Origin of the sequence: Streptomyces nymphaeiformis (genome assembly GCF_014203895.1) — a bacterium.
GTDB classification, from domain to species: Bacteria; Actinomycetota; Actinomycetes; order Streptomycetales; family Streptomycetaceae; genus Streptomyces; species Streptomyces nymphaeiformis.
In genome coordinates this window covers 362,306-384,835 of the sequence record NZ_JACHJY010000003.1, presented here as the reverse complement: position 1 = coordinate 384,835, position 22,530 = coordinate 362,306, and the positions used below count along the sequence as shown (strand labels likewise).

Annotated in this window: 18 protein-coding genes and 5 pseudogenes; 5 read left to right on the top strand and 18 right to left on the bottom strand. The window is 71.4% G+C overall.

What is annotated here, in order from left to right; all coding sequences use genetic code 11:
* Position 1 precedes the first annotated feature (1 nt).
* The 12 genes and pseudogenes from GGE06_RS42495 to GGE06_RS11855 all read right to left on the bottom strand — a co-directional run.
* A pseudogene (locus tag GGE06_RS42495) lies at positions 2–463 on the bottom strand (hypothetical protein); the annotation flags it as partial.
* Complete coding sequence (locus GGE06_RS11900; protein WP_184930788.1) at positions 460–1,248, bottom strand: glycosyl hydrolase; 789 nt, start codon at positions 1,246–1,248, stop codon at positions 460–462. The pseudogene GGE06_RS42495 and the gene GGE06_RS11900, both read right to left, overlap by 4 nt.
* Positions 1,245–1,844, bottom strand: coding sequence for a DUF4913 domain-containing protein (locus tag GGE06_RS11895; protein WP_184930787.1), 600 nt, complete (start codon positions 1,842–1,844; stop codon positions 1,245–1,247). Before GGE06_RS11895 ends, GGE06_RS11900 begins: the two co-directional genes overlap by 4 nt.
* Before the next feature lie 93 nt (positions 1,845–1,937).
* Positions 1,938–2,840 (bottom strand): annotated as a pseudogene (locus GGE06_RS44285) (DNA cytosine methyltransferase); the annotation flags it as partial.
* Between the two features lie 121 nt (positions 2,841–2,961).
* Positions 2,962–3,135 (bottom strand): annotated as a pseudogene (locus GGE06_RS43410) (hypothetical protein); the annotation flags it as partial.
* A 1-nt stretch (position 3,136) separates the two neighbouring features.
* On the bottom strand, positions 3,137–3,679 hold the full coding sequence (locus GGE06_RS11885) for a hypothetical protein (RefSeq protein ID WP_221517992.1): 543 nt from the start codon (positions 3,677–3,679) through the stop codon (positions 3,137–3,139).
* Positions 3,680–3,763: 84 nt separating this feature from the next.
* Positions 3,764–4,936, bottom strand: a pseudogene (locus GGE06_RS11880) (DnaB-like helicase N-terminal domain-containing protein).
* Positions 4,933–5,169: a hypothetical protein gene (locus GGE06_RS11875; protein WP_184930785.1), complete on the bottom strand. Its 237-nt coding sequence runs from the start codon at positions 5,167–5,169 to the stop codon at positions 4,933–4,935. The pseudogene GGE06_RS11880 and the gene GGE06_RS11875 overlap by 4 nt, the downstream one beginning before the upstream one ends.
* Positions 5,166–6,954: pseudogene (locus GGE06_RS11870) on the bottom strand (type IV secretory system conjugative DNA transfer family protein). Before GGE06_RS11870 ends, GGE06_RS11875 begins: the two are co-directional and overlap by 4 nt.
* A 95-nt stretch (positions 6,955–7,049) precedes the next feature.
* Positions 7,050–8,174 carry a hypothetical protein gene (locus tag GGE06_RS11865; protein ID WP_312883111.1) on the bottom strand — a complete coding sequence of 375 codons (1,125 nt, stop codon included), beginning with the start codon at positions 8,172–8,174 and terminating at the stop codon, positions 7,050–7,052.
* A gap of 149 nt (positions 8,175–8,323) precedes the next feature.
* Positions 8,324–9,601 (bottom strand): hypothetical protein, encoded by a 1,278-nt coding sequence (locus tag GGE06_RS42490; protein WP_246532490.1) that lies wholly within the window; start codon positions 9,599–9,601, stop codon positions 8,324–8,326.
* Positions 9,602–9,779: 178 nt separating this feature from the next.
* Positions 9,780–10,334 carry a hypothetical protein gene (locus GGE06_RS11855; protein WP_246532489.1) on the bottom strand — a complete coding sequence of 185 codons (555 nt, stop codon included), beginning with the start codon at positions 10,332–10,334 and terminating at the stop codon, positions 9,780–9,782.
* Positions 10,335–10,435: 101 nt separating this feature from the next.
* Here GGE06_RS11855 and GGE06_RS11850 point away from each other — a divergent pair, with 101 nt between their 5' ends.
* From GGE06_RS11850 to GGE06_RS11830, 5 genes are all read left to right on the top strand, one after another.
* A complete protein-coding gene (locus GGE06_RS11850) occupies positions 10,436–11,542 on the top strand; it encodes a tyrosine-type recombinase/integrase (protein WP_184930783.1) in 1,107 nt (368 codons plus the stop codon).
* Positions 11,543–11,551: 9 nt separating this feature from the next.
* Positions 11,552–11,896, top strand: coding sequence for a helix-turn-helix domain-containing protein (locus GGE06_RS11845; RefSeq protein WP_184930782.1), 345 nt, complete (start codon positions 11,552–11,554; stop codon positions 11,894–11,896).
* A gap of 9 nt (positions 11,897–11,905) precedes the next feature.
* Positions 11,906–14,413, top strand: coding sequence for a hypothetical protein (locus GGE06_RS11840; protein ID WP_184930781.1), 2,508 nt, complete (start codon positions 11,906–11,908; stop codon positions 14,411–14,413).
* A gap of 69 nt (positions 14,414–14,482) precedes the next feature.
* Positions 14,483–15,004 (top strand): hypothetical protein, encoded by a 522-nt coding sequence (locus GGE06_RS11835; RefSeq protein ID WP_184930780.1) that lies wholly within the window; start codon positions 14,483–14,485, stop codon positions 15,002–15,004.
* Positions 15,005–15,337: 333 nt separating this feature from the next.
* Positions 15,338–16,261 (top strand): hypothetical protein, encoded by a 924-nt coding sequence (locus tag GGE06_RS11830; protein ID WP_184930779.1) that lies wholly within the window; start codon positions 15,338–15,340, stop codon positions 16,259–16,261.
* A gap of 52 nt (positions 16,262–16,313) precedes the next feature.
* Here GGE06_RS11830 and GGE06_RS11825 read toward each other — a convergent pair whose 3' ends face one another.
* The 6 genes from GGE06_RS11825 to GGE06_RS11800 all read right to left on the bottom strand — a co-directional run bounded on the left by GGE06_RS11825 (position 16,314) and on the right by GGE06_RS11800 (position 22,425).
* Positions 16,314–17,087 carry a hypothetical protein gene (locus GGE06_RS11825; protein ID WP_312883110.1) on the bottom strand — a complete coding sequence of 258 codons (774 nt, stop codon included), beginning with the start codon at positions 17,085–17,087 and terminating at the stop codon, positions 16,314–16,316.
* A 99-nt stretch (positions 17,088–17,186) separates the two neighbouring features.
* Positions 17,187–18,074: a hypothetical protein gene (locus GGE06_RS42485; protein ID WP_246532488.1), complete on the bottom strand. Its 888-nt coding sequence runs from the start codon at positions 18,072–18,074 to the stop codon at positions 17,187–17,189.
* 141 nt (positions 18,075–18,215) lie between these two features.
* Positions 18,216–18,851, bottom strand: a complete 636-nt coding sequence (locus tag GGE06_RS11815; RefSeq protein WP_184930976.1) for a hypothetical protein — start codon at positions 18,849–18,851, stop codon at positions 18,216–18,218.
* An 80-nt stretch (positions 18,852–18,931) separates the two neighbouring features.
* Positions 18,932–20,437, bottom strand: coding sequence for a putative type IV secretion/conjugal transfer ATPase (locus GGE06_RS11810; protein WP_184930778.1), 1,506 nt, complete (start codon positions 20,435–20,437; stop codon positions 18,932–18,934).
* 27 nt (positions 20,438–20,464) lie between these two features.
* Positions 20,465–20,920: a DUF6238 family protein gene (locus GGE06_RS11805; protein ID WP_184930777.1), complete on the bottom strand. Its 456-nt coding sequence runs from the start codon at positions 20,918–20,920 to the stop codon at positions 20,465–20,467.
* Between the two features lie 32 nt (positions 20,921–20,952).
* Positions 20,953–22,425, bottom strand: coding sequence for an SCO6880 family protein (locus GGE06_RS11800; RefSeq protein WP_184930776.1), 1,473 nt, complete (start codon positions 22,423–22,425; stop codon positions 20,953–20,955).
* Positions 22,426–22,530 lie beyond the last annotated feature (105 nt).

The window sequence follows — 22,530 nt, the reverse complement described above, 5'->3', positions numbered from 1 at the left end:
CCTTTCGAGGGGCGGCTGCCGTGGAGGGGGCCACTGTGGAAGGAGCTGCCGGGGCGGCCGGCGGGCGGTCGGAGGTGAGGGAGGAGCGGGACCGGGCGGCCTGGACACGGGCCTCGGCGGCGGAGGCCGCCGCAGTGTTCTGCGGCGGGGCGGTGCGCAGGTGGGCCGTGCGGTAGACCGCGTAGTCCTTACGGCTTCCGGCGGCGACGAGGTAGATCTCGCGCTTGTGCGTTGAGGTCGGCGGGGCCGAGCGGAACTGGATGACCATCCGGTAGGACACGGACGGGTCGACGTAGACCTTGTGGTAGCTGGCGAGACGGCCCTTCAACGGCAGGCAGTCGCCACTTCCGTGGACAAGGTTCTGCAGCTCCAGCAGCGCCAAGTCACGGATCTCATCGGGAAGTTCCCGAAGATCGGCGATGGCGTCCGGGTGCGCGGCGAAGGCGAAGCGGGCGCGACTCACAGCAGCCGCCTCCTCTGTACCGGACGCTGGACCGGTCCCGCCGGAGGTGTACGGGGGGCGTCGAGGCCCGCCTTCGGTGCTGTGGAGGCACCGGCCGACCGGGCGAGGGCGATGCGGGCCACGCGGGCCCGGACGACGGCGCCGTTGCCATCGCCGTACTCCGGCGGCTCGGGCAGCGGCCCGCTGCGGTCGTCCAGCCAGGCGCGGGCGGCGCCGACGTCGGCGAAGGCGCCCTCGCGCATCGTGTATGTGTCGGCGCCCGCTTCCCACTCCTCGTGGAAGACCCGGATCGGCGCCTCGACGGACCGGGAGTCGCGGGTCAGCGTCCACGTCTCGCTCGGGTCGAAGTCCGAGGTGTAGGTGTCGAGGACCTCATATCGGGTGCCGGATTCCTGGATCTTCCGCTCGACCTGGACCGTGAGGTCGTCGGCGGGTTTGACGACGTCGCCGTAGAGCTTGGCGATCTTCTCGGGCGGGCAGCCGCGCTCGACCAGCCACGCCTGGGCGAAGGGCACCGTGGCGTGGTAGCTCGTCTCCAGGGTGAACGTGAACCGGCTGAGATCCCGCGCGACCGCGATCGCCATGATCTCCGGCTCGCCGCGTGCTCCCCACGTAACGGACTGGTCATGGGCGACGACGAAGCCGCAGGAGCCGTCGGGCGTGATGTGGTGCCGGGACAGCGCCCTCAGATCACCGGACCAGAACCGCTCCACCGCTTCCGCGGACGCGTCATCGGAGGGGGCGAGTTCGTCGAGATCGAAATCGAAGTCGAAAGTGTCGTTCACGCCGCCACCTCCGCCTGTTCGGGAGCGGGAGTGGACAGGACCCGGTGGTTGGGGCGGGTCGGGCTCGTCGTGCACGCGGCGAACGGACCGTCTGGGGCGCGCAGGTGCACCAGGGCCTGGTCCAGGTGGTCGCGGTGCCAGGTCGACGGACCGGCCAGGCCGGCCTCGGTGTCGGTGAGCTGCTGCCACGCGAGCCAGAGGGCGTGCAGCCGAGCGACGGCCTCCGGGTGCTCGTACCACTGCGCGCACCACGGACGCGTCGTGCTGATCTCCCTGCCGTACACCGGCAGGAGGAGGTGGTTCACCCAGTTGCTGAGGGCGGCGAGTTCGACGGCGTACGCCTCGCCGCCCAGGGCGACGATGAACACCGAGGCAGGACCCTCGGCCTTCTGGCCGGCCGCCCCGGCTTCCGTAGCGCCGTCCGTCTGCCCGTCGGCAGCGGGGGGATCGGGCTCGGAGCCGAGGCGGTCGAGGATGACGCCGTGGCGCCTGACCTCCGCGATGGTCTTGGCGAGGGTGCTGGCGAGGTCGTCGAGGTTTTCGTCGGAGACCCGGAACGGCTCAGGGCCGGGGGCGGTCGGGCTGGTGTCGGACATGAGAGCGTGCTCCATCTGTGAGACGGCGACATGCCCGAGAGGATGCGGAGAATCCGCGGTTTGGCCCGGCCGGGAAAACCCGGTAGGCAGCCGCTACCCGTCCGCGCAGCGCGGACAGCGCCGGAACGGTGGTGCCAGCAACTGCAGAGCCCGCGCAGCCTGTTGGGGGACGACTCCGTTCCCGAGCGCGGTGAGCTGCGCCGGGCGTCCGAGGCCCGGGGTGGCGGTGACCCAGCCGGCGTCGAGGCCCTGCATCCACTCGACGAAGTCGGCCCGCAGCCGACCGGCCGCGTCGGTGGGCGCCGGTGCGGGGCGGGTGAGCTTCTCCCATCGGGTGATGGCGGCTGCGTATGGTCCCCACCGTCCGCCGTATCCCCGGCTTCCGGCGACGGCGCCGTCCACAGCGGCAGGACCACCGCTGACAGGGGAGGGCGCCACCCCTTGCCGGGGCGGCGGCCCGGGGTGCCCGTGTCGCCGGCCCGGGGTGTGGGCAGCAGCGATGCCGCCGCACTGGGCAGGGTCATGTCCCCGTTGCCGTGCCGCTGGTTGGGCGAGCCCTTGATGCCGTCCGATGCCTTCGGGGTCGGCAGGAGCCACTCGACCTCGTCGGCCAGGTTCGGGCCGTGGCCTCCGCTCTTCCTCTTGGCCGGGTGCTGGGATCCACCGTTCTTCCCGATGTTGCTGGTCGGCGTCTTGAGCAGGGTCTCCGGCGGGCCAGGCCGCCAGGAAGGTCCACTCGCGACGGTGCGGGGCTCCGACGTCGGAGGCGCGAAGCACGAGCCACTTCGCGTCGTACCGGAGGTCGGCCAGGGATCCGAGTACGGCACCGAGTGCCCGCAGAGGAGGCTGACCTGTGGTGTCTCCCAGACACCACGGGCAGGGTTCCACGTCGCCAGGGGAACCGGCGGGGGAGGTGAGGAGGCCGCGCACATTCTCGATCACTACCAAGCAGGGTCGGAGGGCCTCGACCGCACGGGCGACGTGCAGCCACAGCCCGGAACGGGTGTGGGAGTTGAGTCCGGCCCGGCGGCCGGCGACCGAGACGTCTTTGACAGGGGAAGCCGGCCGTCAGGACGCACACCCGGGGGACGGCGGACCAGTCGACGGTCGTGATGTCGCCCAGGTTGGGGACGCCGGGCCAGTGGCGGGCCAGGATGCGCGAGGCGTTCGGATCGACCTCCGCGTGCCAGGCCAGGGTGCCGCCGAGAGCGGCCTGTACCCCCAGGTCGAGGCCGCCGTACCCGGAGCACAGCGACCCGATCAGCGGAGAGCGGGAGAAGGCGGAGGACATGTCACCGGCCCCGTACGGTCCGGGCTGCGGGAGCCGACGCCGCCGCCGACGGGGCGGGGGCAGCCGGTGCGGCCCCGTACACAGGGGTCGCGGTCCGGGTGAGAGCGGCCCGGAGCCGGGAGGACGGCGGCGAGACCGTGGTCGAGGCGGCGTGCAGGGAGTCGGCCGCCTCCCGCAGGGCCGTGTCCGCCGTTTCGAGCCGGTCTTCGATCACCAGCCCCGCAGCTTCCCGGGCGTCCCGGGCGTCGGGCTGCTCGTGCAGGTGCTCGGTCTGCTCCAGGAAGGTGAGCTGCTGGGCCACTTCTCCGAGAGCGGTCGCAGCCTCACCGGCATACCGGACGGCGGCGGAGAAACCGGAGACGGCCGGGGTGGTGCGGGAGCCGGCCTCCTTGTTGACGGTGCGGAAGAGGACCTCATCGCCCAGCTCGGTGATCAGCTTGCCGAGTTCGGAGATCTGCTGGGCGACAACGATGCTTCCGGGAAGGCGGTGGGGGTCGCCGGGGACCGGGAGCTTGCCGCGCTGGGCGTCGAAGGCAGAGGCCATAGCGCGTATGGCCAGGGCGTCGGAAAGGGAGTTCGTGGTCACGGTGGATCCCGTCTATGAGGAGAGGAGCGGTGGAGGGGGGTGTCAGCTGTGGGTGCGTGAGGGTGGGCACGCGGCGGTTGGGGCGGGGCCGAGGGAGAGCCGGTTTGGTGGAGATGGAGCGGCACGCGGGGCGCTGCGGGTGAGGGCCGCGTGCACCCGCGCCGACGGCGGCCCACTCGGGGAAGACGCGGAGGACGGTGCCCGGGAGGCCGGCCGGCCGTGTGCGGTCTCCCAGCGGGCGCGGACCTCGTCGAGCGGGCCGAGCGCGTGCAGGGCGTGGTTGATCAGCCGCCCCGGGGCGAGGGCCTCGTCCTCGGCCAGGGCTCGGACGGCGCGAGCGGAGGTGGCGGCGGTCCGGGTGATTGAGGAGCGCATCACCTGTTTGCCGAGCCATTCGGCGTCGCCGGCGCCCACGCCGTCGCAGATGACGGCGAACCGGTCCTTCGACAGCGTGCCCTTGGCGAGCAGGCCGCGCCGCTGGGCCTCCCAGAGCAGGGTGATCCGGTCGATGGGCTCGCCGCGGTGGTGCAGCGCACCGAGGCACCGGTAGAGCTGTCCGCGGACCGGGTCGGCGAAGTCCCCCGGCCGCAGCCAGTCGACCACCTCGCCCATGGCCCCCGGCCGCTCGACGAGGACGGCCAGAAGGAACGCCTAGTCCTCGGCCGCCTGATCGGCCTGAGCCGGCGGAAGGGCGGACGGGATGGTGGCCGGCGGTGTCGCGGGTGCGACCGGTCGCGGTTCGGTGCCCCACCGCCGGGCGAGATCGGTGAGCACCCCCGTCAGGACGTCCGCGTAGTGCAGCGCGCCCTCGACCTCGCCGCGCAGCGTGCCCGTGCGAGCCTCCTGGTGAAGCCGGATCGCGTGCTGGGTGACGGTGCGGTGGATCGCGCCCTCCAGCACCATGCGGCCGTACACCGGGGCGTGCGCGGGGCGCGGACAGGCCGAGATCAGGGTGTGGGCGTACGAGGCGGTCAGCCCCCGTACGTGGAGGCTGGCCTCGGCGACCGCGTCGGTCACCCACGACAGCGGCACCGGCCCCTCGCCTTCCACCGCGGGATGGCCGTCGCTCCGGAGCTTGCGCAGCGCGCCGAACAGGGCCTGGTGGACCGGCCGGTAGAAGTGATCCGGCGCGAGCCACTCCAGGTGCGCGAGCTGCCCCGGGTCGATTAGCACCGCGCCGAGGACCGCCTGCTCGGCGTCCATCAGCGGGTTCATCGCCAGCCTCCTGTATTGGGAACAGACGCGGACGGCTCACCCGGCCGGGCACGCAGATCGGCGACCGTCCGGTCGGCGGCGGACAACGCCTCGGCGAAGCCGTCCAGCGCGGTGGTGAACGCGGGATCGGAGACGGGAACCGCCCCGGCCCCGCCGACCAGCCACCACCGGCCGTCGAGCCGGACGGCCGGGGACTGCGCGAGGCGCGCGGATCGCGGCGTGGGCGCGCTCATGCCGACAGCCCGAAGTCGTCGTGGCCGACGGACTTCGCCAGGGCCCGATCGGTGATTGCCTTCGTGGCGCGGGCGGAGGCAGGCCCGACGACCTTGGCGGAGGGCTCCTTGTACCAGGGCCGGATGTTGAGCATGGCGATCCGCAGTCCGGTGGCCAGCAGGAGCACCTTGCCCTTGGGCAGGGCGCGGATTGCGTCCGGGGGCAGGATCCGCTCGGTGCGCATGCTGACCGAGGTGGACTTGCCGCCCTCGCTCGTGGAGACCGAGACGGTCTGGACGTCGTGGTCGCCGACCTGCCTGCTGAGGCGGTCGGCGAAGTCCGCGTCGTCGATGCCCGAACCGACGATCTTGACGGTGGCGGCGGACCAGAGGGCGTCCATCCCGGCCTCGCCCCAGCACCGCTGGCCCTGCCGGTAGCTCTGCAGGATGGTCATCGGGATGACGCCCCGGCTGCCCAGGTGAGAGTAGAGGTCCGGGAGATCAGAGATCCGGCAGACGTTGGCGGCCTCGTCGAGGACGCACAGGGCCGGCGGGTCGAGCCGTCCACCAGAGCGCTCGGCGACGATCACGGCAGCGCGCATCACGGCGTCGGCCGCCGCCGCGATGATCGCGGACGCGCTGCCTCCGCCGTCCTTGCTCAGCAGGTACAGCGTGTCGCGGGAGGTGGCGAAGGCGAGGGGCTTGAACTCGGGGAGGTCCTCGCTCGGGGTGACCCAGGCGGCGACGTCCGGGTCGAGCAGGCAGCTCGCGTACTGCCTTGCCGTCTCGTAGATGCCGTCGCGGGTTTCTGTTGCGCCGGAGACGGTGCCCTGGAGCTGGGCGGCGACCGCGTCGTGGCCGGCGTCGGTGAGCAGGTCGACCGGGGTCCGGTCGGCGGGGGAGGCGAGCCAGGCCAGCACGTCGGTGATCGGCCGCCGGTGGCTTGCGGCGGCGAGGAACAGGGCGCTGAGCGTGTTGGACGCGGCGGTGGACCAGAAGTCGGATCCGCTCGATTCGTCCACGCTTGCCGCGACGAAGTGCCCGGCCAGCCGCTTCGCTCCGGCAAGGTCGCGGGCGTCGGCCAGGATGTCCCACCACATCTCGCGCGGGTGGTGGGCGATCTGCTGGGGGTCGAGGGTCCAGACCGTGCCGACCTCGGCTCGGGCGTCCACCGTGGCGGTGAACGCGTCGTTCGCGGCCTTGTTGCTGGTGAGCAGGACTGGGCCGGGAGCCGCGAGGATCGCGGGGATCGCCAGTCCGGAGGTCTTCCCGGAACGCGGGGCCATGATCGCGACGATCACGTCCTCCCAGGACGCGCGAACCTCGGCACGGCCCGGGTCGAGGGTGCCGAGCAGGATGCCGCGGTCGGCGGGAGCGACCTCTTTTACACTCCCGGTCGCCGAGGGACGGGCGCAGGCTCTTGGCCTTGGCGGTGATCTCCTTGTCCAGCAGCGGCGCCAGATCGGCCTTGTGGGCGAGACCGGTCTTGGCACCGGAGCGCCGGCGCATCCAGAGCACCAGGCCGGTGGTGAGCAGGGCCAGGGTGAGCAGGCCGGGCACGACGCGGGCGCCGACCAGCAGCGCGGTGGTGCTCAGGGCTGGCCACAGCACCTCGGGGTGCAGCAGGGCGTCGGTGGCGCGGAACGGAGCCCACTGGCCGCTGCCGACAAGGGAGTTGGTGAGGTTGCCGGTCAGCCAGGCGAGGGAGCCGAAGGCCATGGCGGCGCCGAGGACGCCGAACAGGAGGTAGAGGAGCGCGTCGGAGCCGGTGGTGGTCGACGGCGCGCTGGTGCGCGGGGAAGGCACAGGCGGTTCCTTGGGGTGCGGGCGGGCGGGGGCTGGACGCGCTCGGCTCTCGTGCAGCTCATGGGCCTACTCCTTCGGGATAGAACGGAATCGTTTCAGCGGGAACGTGGGGCGGGACGTCCTGCGGACAGAACCGGCGAGGGGGCAGGAGGGGCGTTGGTGCCGGTGCCGGTGCTGGCCTTGGCCGCGATGGGTGAGGTCTGACGGGCAGCGGCCTGACGCCGGGCATTGGTGTCGGACGTCTCGCCGACGTAGCCGACGGCCAGGGATGGGTCGATCGCGACCCGGTACCCCAGGTCGGCCAGCTGGCTGGCAGCAGCGGAGGCAGCCAGTTGCCGGTCCGGGCCGGTGACATGCGAGTCGAGGCTGAAAGAGGCGGGATCGCCCTGGTCGGCCGGGGCGATGAACCCACAGGAGCGCAGGATCCGCTGGGCTGACCCGGGCAGGCCGGTTCGGCAGTCGGCCCAGACCAGGCCGTCGGCCCAGGGGTAGATCTCGACTTCGGTGCCGTAGGTGTCGGCCAAGTTGCCCATCGGGGATCCTTCCGTAGAACGGGGCGAGGCAGGAGAAGTCGTGGAAGAGGACGTCGGCGACGAGCAGTTGCTCGCGGAGACCGGACGGTCCGCTTCCTTCGGGCTCTGGATGCCGGGAGGCGAGGGGTCCGCGCCGGCGCCGAGGACGTCGTCGAGCAGCTCGCGCGTCCGAAGGACATAGATCATGTTGTGGTGCCGGGGGTCGGTGCGCTCGGCCGGGCAGGCGGCGATCCCGTCCTCGGCGGCCTCCAACTGCTCCCGGACGTCTTCGAGCAGGCCGTGGGCGGCGGCCAGCCTTGTCCAGGTCTCCATGGCGGAGTTGTGGTGCGGGTCGTCGAACGCCAGGCGGACGCGGACCCAGTCGGCGGCAGCGGCGACGAGTTCCGTCAGCTGAGGCAGAGCCCCGACGAGCGCGCCGTTGATCTCTTCGACGATCCCGGCCACCTCGTCAGGCGCGGCGTCCTCGGTGAGTCGGGCGATCATCCCCGGGACGGAGTACGGATCGTCGGCAGCCGACGGGATACGACGGACCTGGAGGGGTGGATCGTCGATGGGCCTCCTGCCGCTGTGGGCGAGCCGGATGTTGTGCTGCATCGCGGCGCCGATGGCCTCGCCGATGCTGGAGTAGTACTCGGGCGCGGGTCCTCCTGGTTGGTGGTGCTGACGGGTCAGGCCGGGTGGGAGCACGTGCTCCCACCCGAGGAGGCGAGATTGGTCTGGTGGCCCAGGGCGGCGGCGGGGTCACGGCGCGACCGACAGGGTCAGGGCGTCGGCCGCCCGCATGAGATACGTACGGGACAGACCGGCGGAGGGCACGGTGGAAGAAGGCATCCCGATCACCGCCGAGGGCCGGAGGCGCGCGGCGGACGGGCAGACGGGACGGATTCCACGACATCGATACCGAAGGCCGTGGTGGCGACCTCGGCCTTGGCCGCCGCAGGCGAGACGGCCAGCGCCGCGCTCCGGGAGGCGAACGGGTTCGAGGAGCGCGTCGGCGCTTCGGCCTCGGACCGGGAAGGGCCGCCGACACGACGCAGCTCGTCCTCCGAGTCGACGAGTTCCGACTGGGCCGAGCAGACGAAGTCCGCCGCGAAGCCGAACCGGTCGGCCAGCCGGTACGCCTCGTCGTCGAGGTCGCTGATGTGCTCGCCGGCGACCTCCAGCGCTTCCCGCACGCGCTCCAGGGCCCCGTGCTCGGGGTGGAGGAGCTGGTCGACCGCTCGCCGGAGGCCCTCGCCGTTCTCGGCCGACCTGATCGCGTCGGTGATCTGGAGAAGTGCGGCGCCGGCGGCGTAGGACTCAAGCGGATTCGCAGGGGTGCTCATCCGAGCCACGTCCAGGGAGGGCGCGAGAGCGACGTCGTAGCGGGCGGCGCGGAGCATCTCGGCGGCGTGGCTGGCGATGGCGACCTGGTCGGCGACCGGTGTGGTGGTGGGAAGCCGGTGACGCCGACCGTGCCAGTCCTGGATCTGCTGGAAGCCGGCGTGCTTGAGGATCATGGCGGAGAGGTCGTCGGTGGCGCCCTTGGCCACGACGCTGCCGCTGAACTCGGAGGAAATGGTGATCGGAGGAGCGGGCACAGAGGTCTCCTGGGCGCGGGAAGTCGGAGGGGAGGCGGTGGCCAGGTGCCCCAGCTCGGCTGCGATCCGGCGGCATTCGGCCTGGAGGCGGAAGGCGTCGCGGTAGCCGTGGTGCAGGCCGCCGTCCTCGCGGGCGAGGGTGGCCACGACGTGCACTTGCCGGGGCTGGTTGCGCAGGGCGATCCACCGGCAGGCGCCCGGATCACCGTCCGGGGCGATCCCGGTGGCCGACACCAGCCGTCGGGCGACGTCGGCCCACTGCGCGTCGGTGAGGTCCGGCAGACGTGGGTCTGACCGCACCGAGCAGACCCACGTCGGTCGAGCGGGCGCACGGACCCCGAGGCGCTCGACGGGAGCGTCGAGCGCCTGCGCCAAGTACGACAGCGAGCCCGGCTCGGTGAGCAGTTCGATCGGCGCCCCATGGCCGTCACCCGCGACCAGCCGGGGGTTGACGTGGTCACCACGTTCACCCGGCCCGTACAGGTAGGTGAGCAGGCCAGCGGTGTCACTGGCGCGCTGCAGGTGGGCGATCACGGCGGCTACCTCGGAAGGGAATGACGGAGCGACGGCCCGGGAGGTCGGACCGACGGGGAGAGGATCCGAAGGATTCGGGATTTGGCCGCGCCGGAGATCACTGATAAACGCCGCGCTCACCGGCCCTGACCTGTGGGAGAGCAGAACCGGTGCCCCGCCGCAGCGGGGCACCGGACGGCTAGAAGTAGGGGTTCTCGTTGGGCCGGTCGGCGTCGGTGGCGGCCCGGAGCAGCTCGGGGAGGTCGTCCGGTTCGGAGGAGCGCTGGTCGATCCACCAGCCGGCGCGGTTGATCGTGCGAGCGGTCTCCTCGATCTCCTCCCACTCCGCTTCGCTGGTGTCCCCTTCGACGACCAAGGCGATGTAGGCGGCGGCCAGGACCTGATGGCGGCAGCGCGCACCCCAGGGGACGGCACGCTCGGTTCCCTCCAGCGGAGGCATCCGGTACTGCTGGGACCAGGCTTCGGACTCGGCCTGTTCCTCAGCCCGCTTGGTCTTCAACCAGGCTGCTTTGTCCTGCTTGTTGACCTCTTTGGAGGCGCGCCAGCAGTCGGTGCATTCCTGAGTGGCGAGCCACTCGGCGAAGCCCGCGCGACGGTCGGCCGGCCGATCGGACAGGTCGCGGTCGGTGTGGTGGCCGCAGGAGTGGTGGATCGGCCAGATGGTCTTCGACCCCGGGGAATTGCGTTGGATGCGTGATCCGGAGTTGGTTGAGCTGGTGTTCTGCGGCTTCATGCCGAGTACCTCTCTTCGAAGTTGAGGCCAGTGGCCTGGGGTGTTGCGCGCACGCGTGCATCTGATGCATGATTCGCGCGGCTAATGGAGGGGGTGAACGGATGCCCGGAGCGGAACTGCGGGAGGCTTCAGCCCCGCTCGTGCTGCTCCAAGGCGTGTCTCTGCTGCATCCCGAGGACGCGGTCTTCGAGGCGATGCTCGAAGGCTGGGGGCGGCAGCAGCGCGGCGGGCGCCGACTGCAGCCGGACACGATCAGCGACCGGCAGAGCGCGGTGCGGCGCTTCGCCGCGTACAGCAACGCCTATCCGTGGCAGTGGTCGGCGTCCGATCTCGACAAGTGGATGACCTACCTGATCGCCGAGTTGAAGCGGGCGGAGTCGACGATCCGCGGGTACCAGGGCGCGATCCGGATGTTCTGCGACTACGTCGCCTCGCCGCACTACCAGTGGCCGGCCGAGTGCGAGACTCGCTTCGGGGCCCACCCGGTGCAGATCTGCCACGAGTGGAACACCGTCGCGCACCTGGTCGACTACGAAGGCGGCGCCCAGCGGCGGCCGATGACGCGGCAGGAGATCCAGATTTTCCTCGACCACGCGGACGAGCAGGTCGACCGGGCCATCCGGCTGGGGCGCAAGGGAGCGCTCGCGGCCTACCGGGACGCCACCGTGTTCAAGTTGATGTACGGCTGGGGTACGCGGTGCACCGAGACCTCCCGGCTGGACGTCACCGACTTCTACCGCAACCCCAAGGCGCCGGAGCTGGGCAACTTCGGTTCGCTGCACGTGCGTTACGGCAAGCGGACCAAGGGGTCGCCGCCGCGTCGGCGCACGACGCTCAGCGTGATGCCCTGGGCGGTGGAAGCGGTCGAGGACTACGTGATCAACGCCCGGCCCCGCTACGCGGCGGCCCCCGAACAGTCGGCGCTGTGGCTGACGGAGCGAGGCGGGCGCCTTCAGGCCCGCGAGATCGAGGATCGTTTCGCGGCTTACCGTGACGCGTTGGGTCTGGACAAGGCCCTGGTCCCGCACTGCCTTCGGCACAGCCACGTGACCCACCAGATCGAGGACGGCGCGGACCCGGCCTTCGTCCAGCGGCAGGTCGGCCACCGCTACGCCTCCACGACCGCGCTCTATACCGGTGTGAGCGGGGACTTCATGAACACGATGATGCGCAAGGTCTTGGACCGCGCTCTCCAGGGCGGACAGTAGGGAGACGACGTGACGCCGAAGCTGGACTACCGCTGGCACCTGCGGGAGGTGATGGCCACCCGCGGCATGTTCTCCACCACCGACCTGCGCCCCCTGTTGGCCGAACGCGGCATCGACCTGTCGCCCAGCCAGACCTACCGCTTGGTGGTGGAACGGCCCGAGCGGCTGAGCCTGAAGACCCTCATGGCGTTGCTCGACATCCTGGGCTGCACCATGGACGAGCTCATCGAGCCCGTCGCGGCGGCCGGTTCGCGGCGCCGTCACAGCGCCGCAGCCGGCGGCGGACTGGCGCCCGGGAAGGACACCGGGCTCGGCGACTTGCGGCCCAAGAGGGCCCGGATCGTGCCCGAGTAGGCGCCGATCATGCCCGACCCTGAGCTGCCGCGCTCCGCTACGGAGCCCGAGGCCGTGATCAGCGAGATCGTCCGGTCGGCCGACCCCGCGTGCGAGCGGATCGACGTCGTCGCCGTGCTCCAGACAGTCTTCCGCCAGCGACCCCAGCTGCGGACGCTCGCCGAGGTCCTCCAGGCCAGGGGAGACCTGCTGACGTCCGGTCGTCCCGACGGACCACGCGCGATCGAACGGCTCGTCCGGGCGCTGCGCGAGGCCGGCGCCGAACAACTGGTGCTGCCCCGCTGCGGCGACTGCGGGCGCGAGCGTCCGCTGACCGGTCTCGGAGACGGTGCACGCATCTGCGGCGCCTGCAGCAACCGCCGCGTTGCGCGCGCCAACCCCTGTGTGATCTGCGGAAGCACCACCCTCGCCGGACGCGACCGCGCCGGCCGGCCCCGCTGCCGGGCCCATCCGCCCTGGGGCGCCACAGACCCGGCCGAGGAACTGGCCAAGCTGATCGCCGCGCGCCCCTTCGGCGTCTCGCCCGCGACCGCACAGCAGGCCATCCGCTCGATCGAACCCACCCGCCCTGGCCAGCTCCGGCTGCTGTGGGCGCTGGAAGGCACCCCCGACCTGCTGACCGGACGCGGCGCTGAAGGCCCGCCCAAGATCTCCGCCCTGGCCCAGGCACTGATCGCCCGCGGCGCCCGCGGCGTAGTCGTCCCCTTGTGTCCGTTCTGCCAGCGCACCACCGACCTCAAACAGCGTCGTGACGGACTGCGCTGCTGCGGGCCGTGCTGGAGCGACACCAAGATCGCCACCTGCGCGGCCTGTGGTCGCGCGCGACCGATCGGCGGCCGCAGGTTCGACGGCCAGCCCCTGTGCGGCACCTGCCGCCAGCACGACCCCTTCAACCACAGACCGTGCAGCGTCTGCGGCGAGATGCGCCTGAGGAATTCGCGCACCGACGACGGCGGAATCTGCGCCGCCTGCCGAGAGATCCCCACCGCCCTCTGCGCGACCTGCGGTGAACGCGGACCCTGCTACTTCGCCGCCACCGACGCCCCCAAGTGCCTGCCCTGCAGCGCCAAGGAACGTGCGGAGGCCGTGTGCGCCGCCTGCGGCAAGCACCGGCGCGTCAACAACCGCACCGCCACCGGCGAGCCGCTGTGCAGCAACTGCGGCAACAAGCCCAAACCCTGCGCCGGCTGCGGCGGGATCTTCCGCACCAGCGGCCGGACCCCCGAAGGCGAGCCCCTGTGCCAGACCTGCTGGGCCAAGCATCCCGCCGCCCACCGTCCCTGCACCCAGTGCGGGTCCGTCGAACGGCTCCACCGGCACGGACGGTGCGCTGCCTGCGCACGCGCCGCTGACCTGCGCCAACTGCTCAGCCCGCCAGGCGGCCTCATGCGCACGGAACTGGAACCCGTCTTCCAGGCCCTGCTGAAGCCGCCGCCCCGCACCGTCTTGCACTGGATCCACAAGGTCCCCGCCCGCAGAGCCGTCCTCCAGACCCTGGCGACCGAGCGTGGGCCGCTCACCCACGAGGTCCTCGACCGCTTCGCCACCGCGCCGACTATCGAATATCTGCGGGCCGCGCTGGTCGCCGCAGGAGCCCTGCCCGACCGGGACGAGCAACTAGCCCGACTGGAACGCTGGTTGGCCAAGACCATCGCCCGCGTCTCGTCCGCCGAGGAGCGCAGGATCCTGCGCAACTACACGAACTGGCACCCCCTGCGCAGACTCCGCCGCCTGCCCGCCGGACAGCTGGTCACCCACGGCCGGGCCGAGACAGTCCGGATCGAGATCCGCAACGTGGCCCGCCTGCTGGAATGGCTCCACGACGGCGGCACCACCCTGGCCACCTGCACCCAGGACCAGATGGACGCCTGGCTCAGCGACGGCCCCACCACCCGCGCCACGGTCCGCGGATTCTTGCTCTGGACCAGCAGGCGCGGCCACAGCCGACCACTGACCGCACCGGTCATCAGCACCTACTTCGCCGCGCGCACCATCGGCAAGGATCAACGCTGGGCCCTGGTCCGCCACCTCGTCCACGACGAGCAACTTCAGGTCGCCGACCGGGCCGCCGGCCTGCTCCTGCTGCTGTTCGCCCAGCCCGTTGGCCGCATCAGCCGCCTCACCACCGAGCACATCGTCGACCGCGGCGACACACTCGCTCTGAACCTCGGGCGCGTCCCCGCCGAGATCCCCGCGCCCCTGGACGACCTGATCCGCCAGCTCGTCGAACGACGGAACGGCCGCGCGGCCACAGTCCCGCTCAAGGAACCCAAGTGGCTGTTCCAGAGCATCTATCCCGGACAGCCGATCGACCCGCACACCCTCGGCCGACGCCTGAAGGCGATCGGCGTCCCGCCGCAGCTCGCACGCCACGCGTCGCTGATGGACATCGCCTCGGAACTGCCCGCCGTCGTCATCAGCCGACTGCTCGGCTTCCACCAGTCCACTGGAGACAACTGGACCCGCGAAAGCCAGGGCTTCGGCGCCGACTACGCCGCAGAAGTCAGCCGCCGGTGAGCTGCCAGCAAGCACTTGCCGGGAATACCCGGTACTTCCAGAGCGTGTGTCCGTGGAACGCTGTCCCTCATGAGCGAGCCGACTCCCTACGACGACGACCGAGCCGCCTACTCCCGACAGGGACTGGCCCGGCTCGTCCTCTCCGACCATGCGCGAGACGTGGCGGACAGCGCCGCTGGGCTCGTGGGCACCCGCCACGATGCCGAGACCGGACTCGCCGGTCGCGCCAGTCAGGCCCGACAGCTGGTTGAACTGGCCGAACAAGCCCTGCTTTCGGCTGTCGTCTATGAAGTCGAACGCGGCGCCTCCTGGGGCCAGATCGCGACCTACCTGGGGATCAGCGCGGACGAGGCGGAAGAGCGATACTCGCCTGGTCTCCAGGCGTGGAAGGGCGCCTTCGAGAAGCCGTATCGACTGGACGAGACGGGGCGCAAGCGCATCCCGCAACTGCCCACTGCGGCATACGACCCCAGCTGGGCGTGCGCCCAGCTCGACCAGTGGGCCCTTCTCCAGCGCATCGGAATCAACGACCAGCAAGCCGTCAGTGCCGGTCTCGTCATGGCCGGCGCGACAGACGAGCCACTCCCGTAGGCGGAGAGAGGTCCAGCGCTCGCGCCCACCATCCTCGGTCCCGAGAGGGCGGAATGAGTCTCGGGTCTCACCATCGACACCGAGGCTGAGCCACCGTCCCATGGTGATCATGACTGTTGGCCCGTGGCATTCCGCAGCCTGCGATAGCCGGGCTTACCGGTAACCTGCGGCCCGGTTCTCCTGCCCGAACACGGTCCGGACGGCGAGAACGGCTGCCGTTGCGACCTCGACCTGCTCGGCGCTGGGGCAGAAGCGGACATATCGCCGGTGGCACTATTGAGTGCCACCGAAATTCCGACAATGTGTCCGCTCCAGCCGCCTAGTGTCCTGGCCATGGACTCTGAACAGCTCAAGCTCTCTTCGCGTAAATGGATGATCGCGGCCTTCACCGCGCTCGCCGAAGGCCCGTCGTCTCATGACCTGGCGGTCCACCACGCCGGGATCGCTGCCGAGCATCTCCTCAAGTCATACCTGGCCAGCCTCCACCCGGCTCTCGTAGTGGAGGGCAAGGACTTCAACTCCTTGCTGCACGCGACGGGTCACGGGGCACACGCTTCGGTTCCCGCGGAGCAGGTCAAGACCATCGGCTTGGCCGAAGCCCATGCTCGAGCGCAGAAGATCTTGCGAAAAAGGATGCCGGTCGATCAGCGGGCGCTTGGACCGCTAGCCAATGCTCGTAACGGCGTCGCACACAGTGGCATGTACGACCGGTCAGAGGTCAATGCCGTCTTCACCACGTGTCTCCGGCTGATCGACCCCTTGCTCGTCGAGCTCAAGATCGACACTTCCTACTGGGGCCGTTACGAGTCCCTGCACGACCGGCTTCTCGAAGAGAACGTGGAAGCTGTCCGTGTCCGGCTGGAGAGCAAACTTGCTCGGGCCAAGGAGGTCTTCTCTGAACGTTACGGCCACTTGCCCCAGAAGGAACGCGAGCTCGTCCTCGGCACGATTGCACGAGTCTCTCCTCCCGGCTACATCGAACACGACGAGCCCGCCACCTGCCCGGCATGCGACTCGCAGGGCTGGCTTAGTGGTGACACGCACGTGGACGAGGATGAGTGGGCGGTCATGTTCACCCCGTTCGTCTTCACCTGCCCAGCCTGCGATCTGCGTGTCGAGCACGAGGAACTTGAAGAGCTGGGGGGGCTTGCGGAGGAGGTCAAGCTGGATGAGCCACCAACCGACTTCTACGCGGACTGGGAGCCAAGTGAAGTCCGTGGATCTTCATGGGATGGAGGACCATTCCACAACTTCTGATAGCCGGACTTACCAACAACTGCCATGGAGGAACTTCCTTACGGGGGTTGGATCAACGGTCGCGGGAGAAGGCGATGCGCGGGTCGACCGGCCGGGCCGCCGCGACGGAGGTGGCGGGAGCGGTCACCGGCCGCTTGCCTGGGAGGCCGGCGAGGGCGGGGCTGGTGGCGAGCGCGGCGGCGCTGATCGGCGAGCGACGGACGCCGACGTCCTGGGCGCGGTCGTGGGACGGGGCCGGCACGGGCGCCGGATGGTGGCGGGTCGCTACGTCCTGCGCGAGGTGAGGGTGTACGGCGACCTGGACACCGGAACGGTCCAGGGCCAGCGTCGCGGCGGCGACCTTCCCCAGGGCCTCGTCGCGTCCGGTGGTGGCGGGCAGCGTGTAGATGTCGAGGCGGGGGTCGTGTCGCCAGCCGTGGTCGAGCAGGGCGAGTCCGGTGATTCCGGAGGCCCGGTCGTCGATGGCCGCGATGATGCCGAGCCGTGGATGCTCGGCGAACGCGACATCGGGCTCGCCGAGCGGGGTTCGGCCCGGGACGGGGCGAGGCCCGGATGCGAGGGAGGGGTTGAACACAGCGTCCGTGTCGACTCGGAAGTCGGCGTTGCGCAGCAGCTCGACGGCCCGGGTGGTGCGGCCCTGTCCGTCACGCTGCTGGTCGGTCAGGGCGTACATGGTCGGCTCGCCCGGGACGGGACGGAAGTCGAGCCGCTCCAGCATCCAGGTGCTGGCGGCGAGGTTCTTGGGGTTCGCGGCGACGATGCCGTAGTCGGGGTGGCGGCCGATGGCGACGTCGGGAAGCAGTTCTTCGGCGGAGTTGGGCAACACGGCTGATCCATCCGGTGCGGGCGCGATGACGGGGGAGGTCGAGGGCCGGAAGGGGTCTGCTGGTGCGAGGCATACGGCGAACTCCGAGGCGGGAAGAGGTCAGCGACCAGGTGCGGTGGAGGGACGCGCGGGCGGCGGCGCGGCACGCTGGAGGGCTTCCGCCGCCAGGCGTGTGCGGACCGTGCGCGAGCCGGTCGACGGCGAGGGTGTGAGAGCAGCGCTCACCCGAGGTGGAACGGAGGCTGGCAGAGCGGCCGGGGCTACCGGGCTTCGGACCGGGTCGGGCTGGGTGGTGAGGACGTCGCCGAGCCGTGCCTCGTGCGGCCGGGCAGGGGGAGTACCGGGCCTGAGCAGGGCCGAATCGCATAGGACGTTGAAGCCATCGGCCTGTAGTGCAGTGAAGGCCCGGGTCACCATCTGCCGCTGTTCGGCCAGGCCGGTCATGGCCGTGGGCAGCCGGTGATAGCGCTCCCCATCGAACGAGATCGCGGAGATGAAGCCCGCCCGGCGGAGAACCTCGTCGGCGGCGCGCTCCCGGGAGGAGCGGTGCTGCCCGGGACGGGGCGGCACGCCGAGCTGGTCCAGACGCGCGTCGACGGCGGCGAGCAGGCTTGAGACGTTGCTGCCGTGCCGGGCATCTGGACCGTCGGGCTCGGAGTCGTAGATCACCTCGTACACCGCGGGCGCGGCCTCCCGGTGACGGACCACCGTCCAGCTCTCGGGGAACTCGGGGTCCTCGGAAGGCGGTTCCTGCGGTGGCGAGATGATCACCGAGCTGCCGTCGGGGAGGGCGACGTCGACGATGTAGTCGCTCAGGCCGTACTCGACGGTGACCTCCAGGCCTCGCTGGCGAAGGGGACCGGTGAGGTAGCCGTACCCGTGATCCTGTTTCGGGCCGTCGGAGACAGCAGGCGAGGAGGAACTGATCCACGCGGTGATCCGCGGTCCCTCCTGCTGGATGGTGATCAGGAGATTGTCCTGGTGCATGGGTTTTCTCCGTGGTGAGACGCCCCAGCGGCCGGCGGCGCACCGCAGTGGGTACGGGCCGGACCGCGTCGGGCGGGCGGTGGTCCACGAGGATCTGGTGATCGGGCGGTTTGGTCCCGCCGGGACTCGGTGCTACGGGCGTCAGCGGGAGCGGCCCGGGACCGGTGCGTTGGGTGCCGACGGTGCCGGGGGAGAGGCGGGCAGGGTTCCACGAGGGCCGGAGGCGGAGCGGGCGAGAGCCACGCGCGCCCGCTCTGCGTGCGCGGACTGCTCGGCGTCCGCCCGGCGGACCAGGTAGTCGGCGGCCCGGCCGAGGGCCGGGCCGCGGATGGCCAGCTCGTCGGCGTAGTGCCAGCCGTCGGCGTTCCGTTCCTCCTGCGCCTGGCTCTCGTAGAGCTTCCGCGAGCCGGGCAGCGAGGCGTCCATGAGGGCCATGATCTGGTCCCACTCGCGCTGGAGCTTTGCCGCGTGTTCCAGGGTGCGGTCGATGCCGCGCAGCGAGCGGAGGTCTTCGCTGATGGGCCCCTCGACGTAGTCGGCGACTTGGGCGGTCGCGCGGACGCCGGCCAGGACCTCGGGGCCGTGGTCGAGGAAGACCTCGACGTGCTGCCATGCCTCGGCGTCGCGCTTCACCTTGCCGTTCTCGTACCCGTGCTCGTCGACGGGCCAGCCGTCGGTGTCGCAGAAGGAGTCCGAGACCGCGTCCCAGGCGTCGGACGCCTGCCGGATCCCGGCGACGGCGGAGGCCAACGCCGGGATGTGCCTCCGCCACGCCAGGTCCTCGGTGGCCGCCGGCTGGTTCTCGGCCGGGGCGGGAGAACTGGGGGAAACGGACTTGATCGTTCCTCCGGACATGTCTAGGCCGCCACCCGGGCGTCGGTGTCGAACAGTTCGCGTTCGGCCGGGTGGAGGATGTGCTGCGTGATGAAGGACCGGCCCGCGACCTTCCACAGGCCCCGGCCCTTGGTCAGGGCGGACACCGCCTGGGTCTCGACGCCGGTCAGGCCGAGCAGGGACGCGGCGGCGTCGAGCTGGTCGGGCTCCTGCCGATAGATGATGCGCGTGGAGCAGTCGGCCAGGAGGCCCTCGGCCAGGACCCGGCCACGCGAGCCGGCGTCGCCCGCCGAGAGCAGGTCGCTGAGCCGGTGGATGACCATCAGGTTCGCGATGCCGAGACCACGGGAGAGCTTCCACTGGGACTGCATCCGCTCCAGCAGGCCGACGTGTCGCATCACCCGCCACGCCTCGTCGTAGATCACCCAGCGCCGGCCGCCGTCGGGGTCGGCGAGGGCCGACTCCATCCACGCGCTCGCGCACGTCATGGCCAACACCAACGCGGTGTCGTCGCCGGCACCGCCGAGGCGGGAGAGATCGATGGACAGCATCGGCGCGGTCGGATCGAACGCGACGGTGCTCGGGGCGTCGAACATCCCGCTCAAGTCGCCGTGCACCAGGCGGCGCAGGGCGTGTGCGACGTCCTGTGCGGCCGTCCCCAGATGCCCGGAGGAGTTGCCGAGGGCCTGGTCGAGGCGCAGGGGGGAGCCGAGGACGTGCGCGATCTCGCCGAGCAGCGGCACCGTGCCGCGGGCGGCGGCCTCGGCGACGACCAGGTCGAGGGCGAGATCCAGGGCGGTGTGTTCCATCGGCAGCAGATCGCGCTTCAGGACGGTGCGCGCCAGGCCGGCCAGGAGCAGCAGGCGGCGCTTTCGGACCTCGCTCGCCCAGTCGTCCTCGTTGACGGAGGCGGGCCGGGCCGGTGCGTCCAGCGGGTTCAGCCGTCCCGGGAGGCCGGGGCCGAGCGCGATGCTGTAGCCGCCGAGGGCCTGCGCGACGCCGGTCCATTCGCCCTTCGGGTCGCAGGGGATGTAGATCCGGTAGCCGTGGGCGATGGACCGGGTGGCGATGGACTTCGCGAGCGCGGACTTGCCCATGCCGATGATCCCCGCCAGGACGGCGTTGGGGTTGGTGAAGCCCTCGATCCGGCCGCTGCCGTACAGGGAGAACGGGTCGAAGCAGAAAGCGGCCTCGGCGTGGACGTCGCGGCCGATGAAGACGCCCTCCGCCCCCAGGCCGCCCTCGGCGACGAACGGATAGGCGCCGCTGGCGGTGGCGGTGGTCATCCGGTGGGCGGGCAGGCGGAGCTTGCCGCCGCGGGCCGACGCCGGACCGGGCCGCCCGGACAGCGGGTAGGCCGGCCGCAGTTCCGGATCGGCGGTCTCCTGGGCACGGTGCCTCGGGGGCGCTTCGGCGCGGCGGGCCTGCCGGTGGGCGTCGGCGAAACCGGCTCGGGCGGCCCTCCGCTGGGTGCGTGAAGCCTTGTGGGGCACGAACAGGTGGGAGGCGCTGGCGCGGGTACGGGGCATGAACGTTTCTCCAGGCAGGTGACGGGGTCAGCGGCGGATGAGGCCGGTGAACGGGGTATGCAGGTCGGCCGGAGTCGTACGGCGGCGGACCAGGTGCGCGGTGCGCTGATGGCGCTGGCAGATGGTCAGCTCCGGCGCGCCTTCGGGAAGGCCCGCCCGGCACGCCTCGCTCTCGGGCACCTCGCCGGAGTCCGCCCGGGGCGCTGCGTGGTAGGCGGCATGGAGGTGGTCGGCGGCCTGCCAGACCCGGGCGCGGGCGGCACGCAGGTGGTCACCCTCGACCGGCAGGAGCTGCCCGACCCGTACGGCGTGCGCGTCGAGCAGCCCGTACAGCGAGACGAGATGGGCGTGCAGGGCGTCCAGCTCGGCGCGGCTGGTGACGAGCGGGCCGCCGGGGAGGTTGAGCGCGCGGTGGAAGTCGAGCGCGGCGGTGGCGAAGGGCACGAAGTCCTGCGCGGTCGTGCTGGGGGGAGTGCGGGACACGGAAGTGCTCTTTCGACAGGGGGCGTCGGGGGTTACGCGGCGAGGGCGAGCGGCAGTGCGGCGGCGGTGAACGCCTCGGCCTGCTGCCAGGTCAGGGGCCGGAGGTCGAGCTGGGCGCCGACGGCGGCGGTCTCCACGACCGCGCACGCGGTGCGCAGCTCCTCCTCGGAGTCGGCCGAGACGGTCAGCAGACCGGTCAGGGCGACATCCGCGTGGCCGGCGATGAGCTGCCGCTCGCGCGCCTTGATGTCCTGGTACTCGATCGAGTCCGCCTCGGAATCGACCTGCCCGCGCCGCGCCCGCTCGGCGGCATCGGCGATGACCGACGCCTTTTTGCGCTGGACGTCTCGCAGGGCGGCGTCCAGTCCCTTCGGCTCGTAAGAGAGCGACAGCGTGCGCCGGACCCCGCCGGTGAACAGGAGCTGGTGCAGGAAACCGGCGCTTGTTTCGGTCCGGGGCCAGTTCTCCACCCAGTACGTGGCGTGGACGGCCGAGTCGGTCGTGATGTGGTCCGCCTTCTCCACGACCACCACCGGACCGGCAGCCGCGGCGTCGGCCTCGGGACGTCCGGTGGCCGACCACCGGTCCAGCGCCGCGAGCGCCTTGGGGTCGTACGCCGTACGTACGACGGCCGCGATCTCGCGGGCGGTGAGCCAGCCGGTCGGGTTGAGCCCGGCGGTCCGCGCGGCCTGCTCGAAGGTCGAGGTCAGCTGCGCCAGGACGCTGAAGGCCCCGGTCAGTCCGCCGCCGGCCTGGTTGATCAGCCGGCGTGCCGCCTTGGTGTCCAGCGACAGCGCGACGTACGCCTCGTGCGGGGCGGCGGCCGGGCCCGCGCTCTGGATCAGCTCGTTGTAGATCGCGCCGGCCACCGGGATGTCGGGGCGGCCGTGCTCCTCCCAGTAGCGGCGCAGGCTGTCACCGGAGTCCGGGACGGTGCGCTCGATCACCTGGACGCGGGCGATCTGCCCGGTCCGGGCGAGAGCGGCCAGAGCTCGTCCCCAGCCGCTGACGTTGGCGTGCTGGGTGCCCGGGTCGAGCAGGGCGTAGGCGCGGGAGGAGACCTTGACCACGGCGGTCAGCGTGCCGTGGTGCGGGTCGTGGACAGCGCCGTACCGACCGTCGGGCGCGGTGGCCACGCGCAGGCTGGCGGCGGTGCCGGGCAGGTGGAGGAGTCCCTCGCGGGTCGGCCGGCGCGAGGGGCGGGTGAGCCAGACGAGCTGGCCGCGCATCCGGCGCAGGGCGTACCGGACGATGATCGGCGTCCAGTCAGCCAGGGCGCGGCCCCGGTGGCGGACGAAGACGAACAGGGCGATGACGGCCCACAGGGGGATGAGCGCGAGAGCGCCGACCACGCCGTGGGTGAGGATCACAGCGAGAAGGAGAAGGCCGGTGAGGCCGGCGACGAGCAGCTGCGGGGCGGTCAGGCCGAGCAGGACGCCGCGCCTGCTGCGGTGGGGGAACTTCACGGTGGCCGAGGGGACTTCGGCCTGGTGCTTACCGGACATGAGGGTTCCAGACGATGGGAGCGAACGAAGGACGGGACGTGCGGCGCTCTTCTGGAGGACATGACGGAACTCCTTTGACGGTCGGGCTGGGAGGGGGCGGGCTGC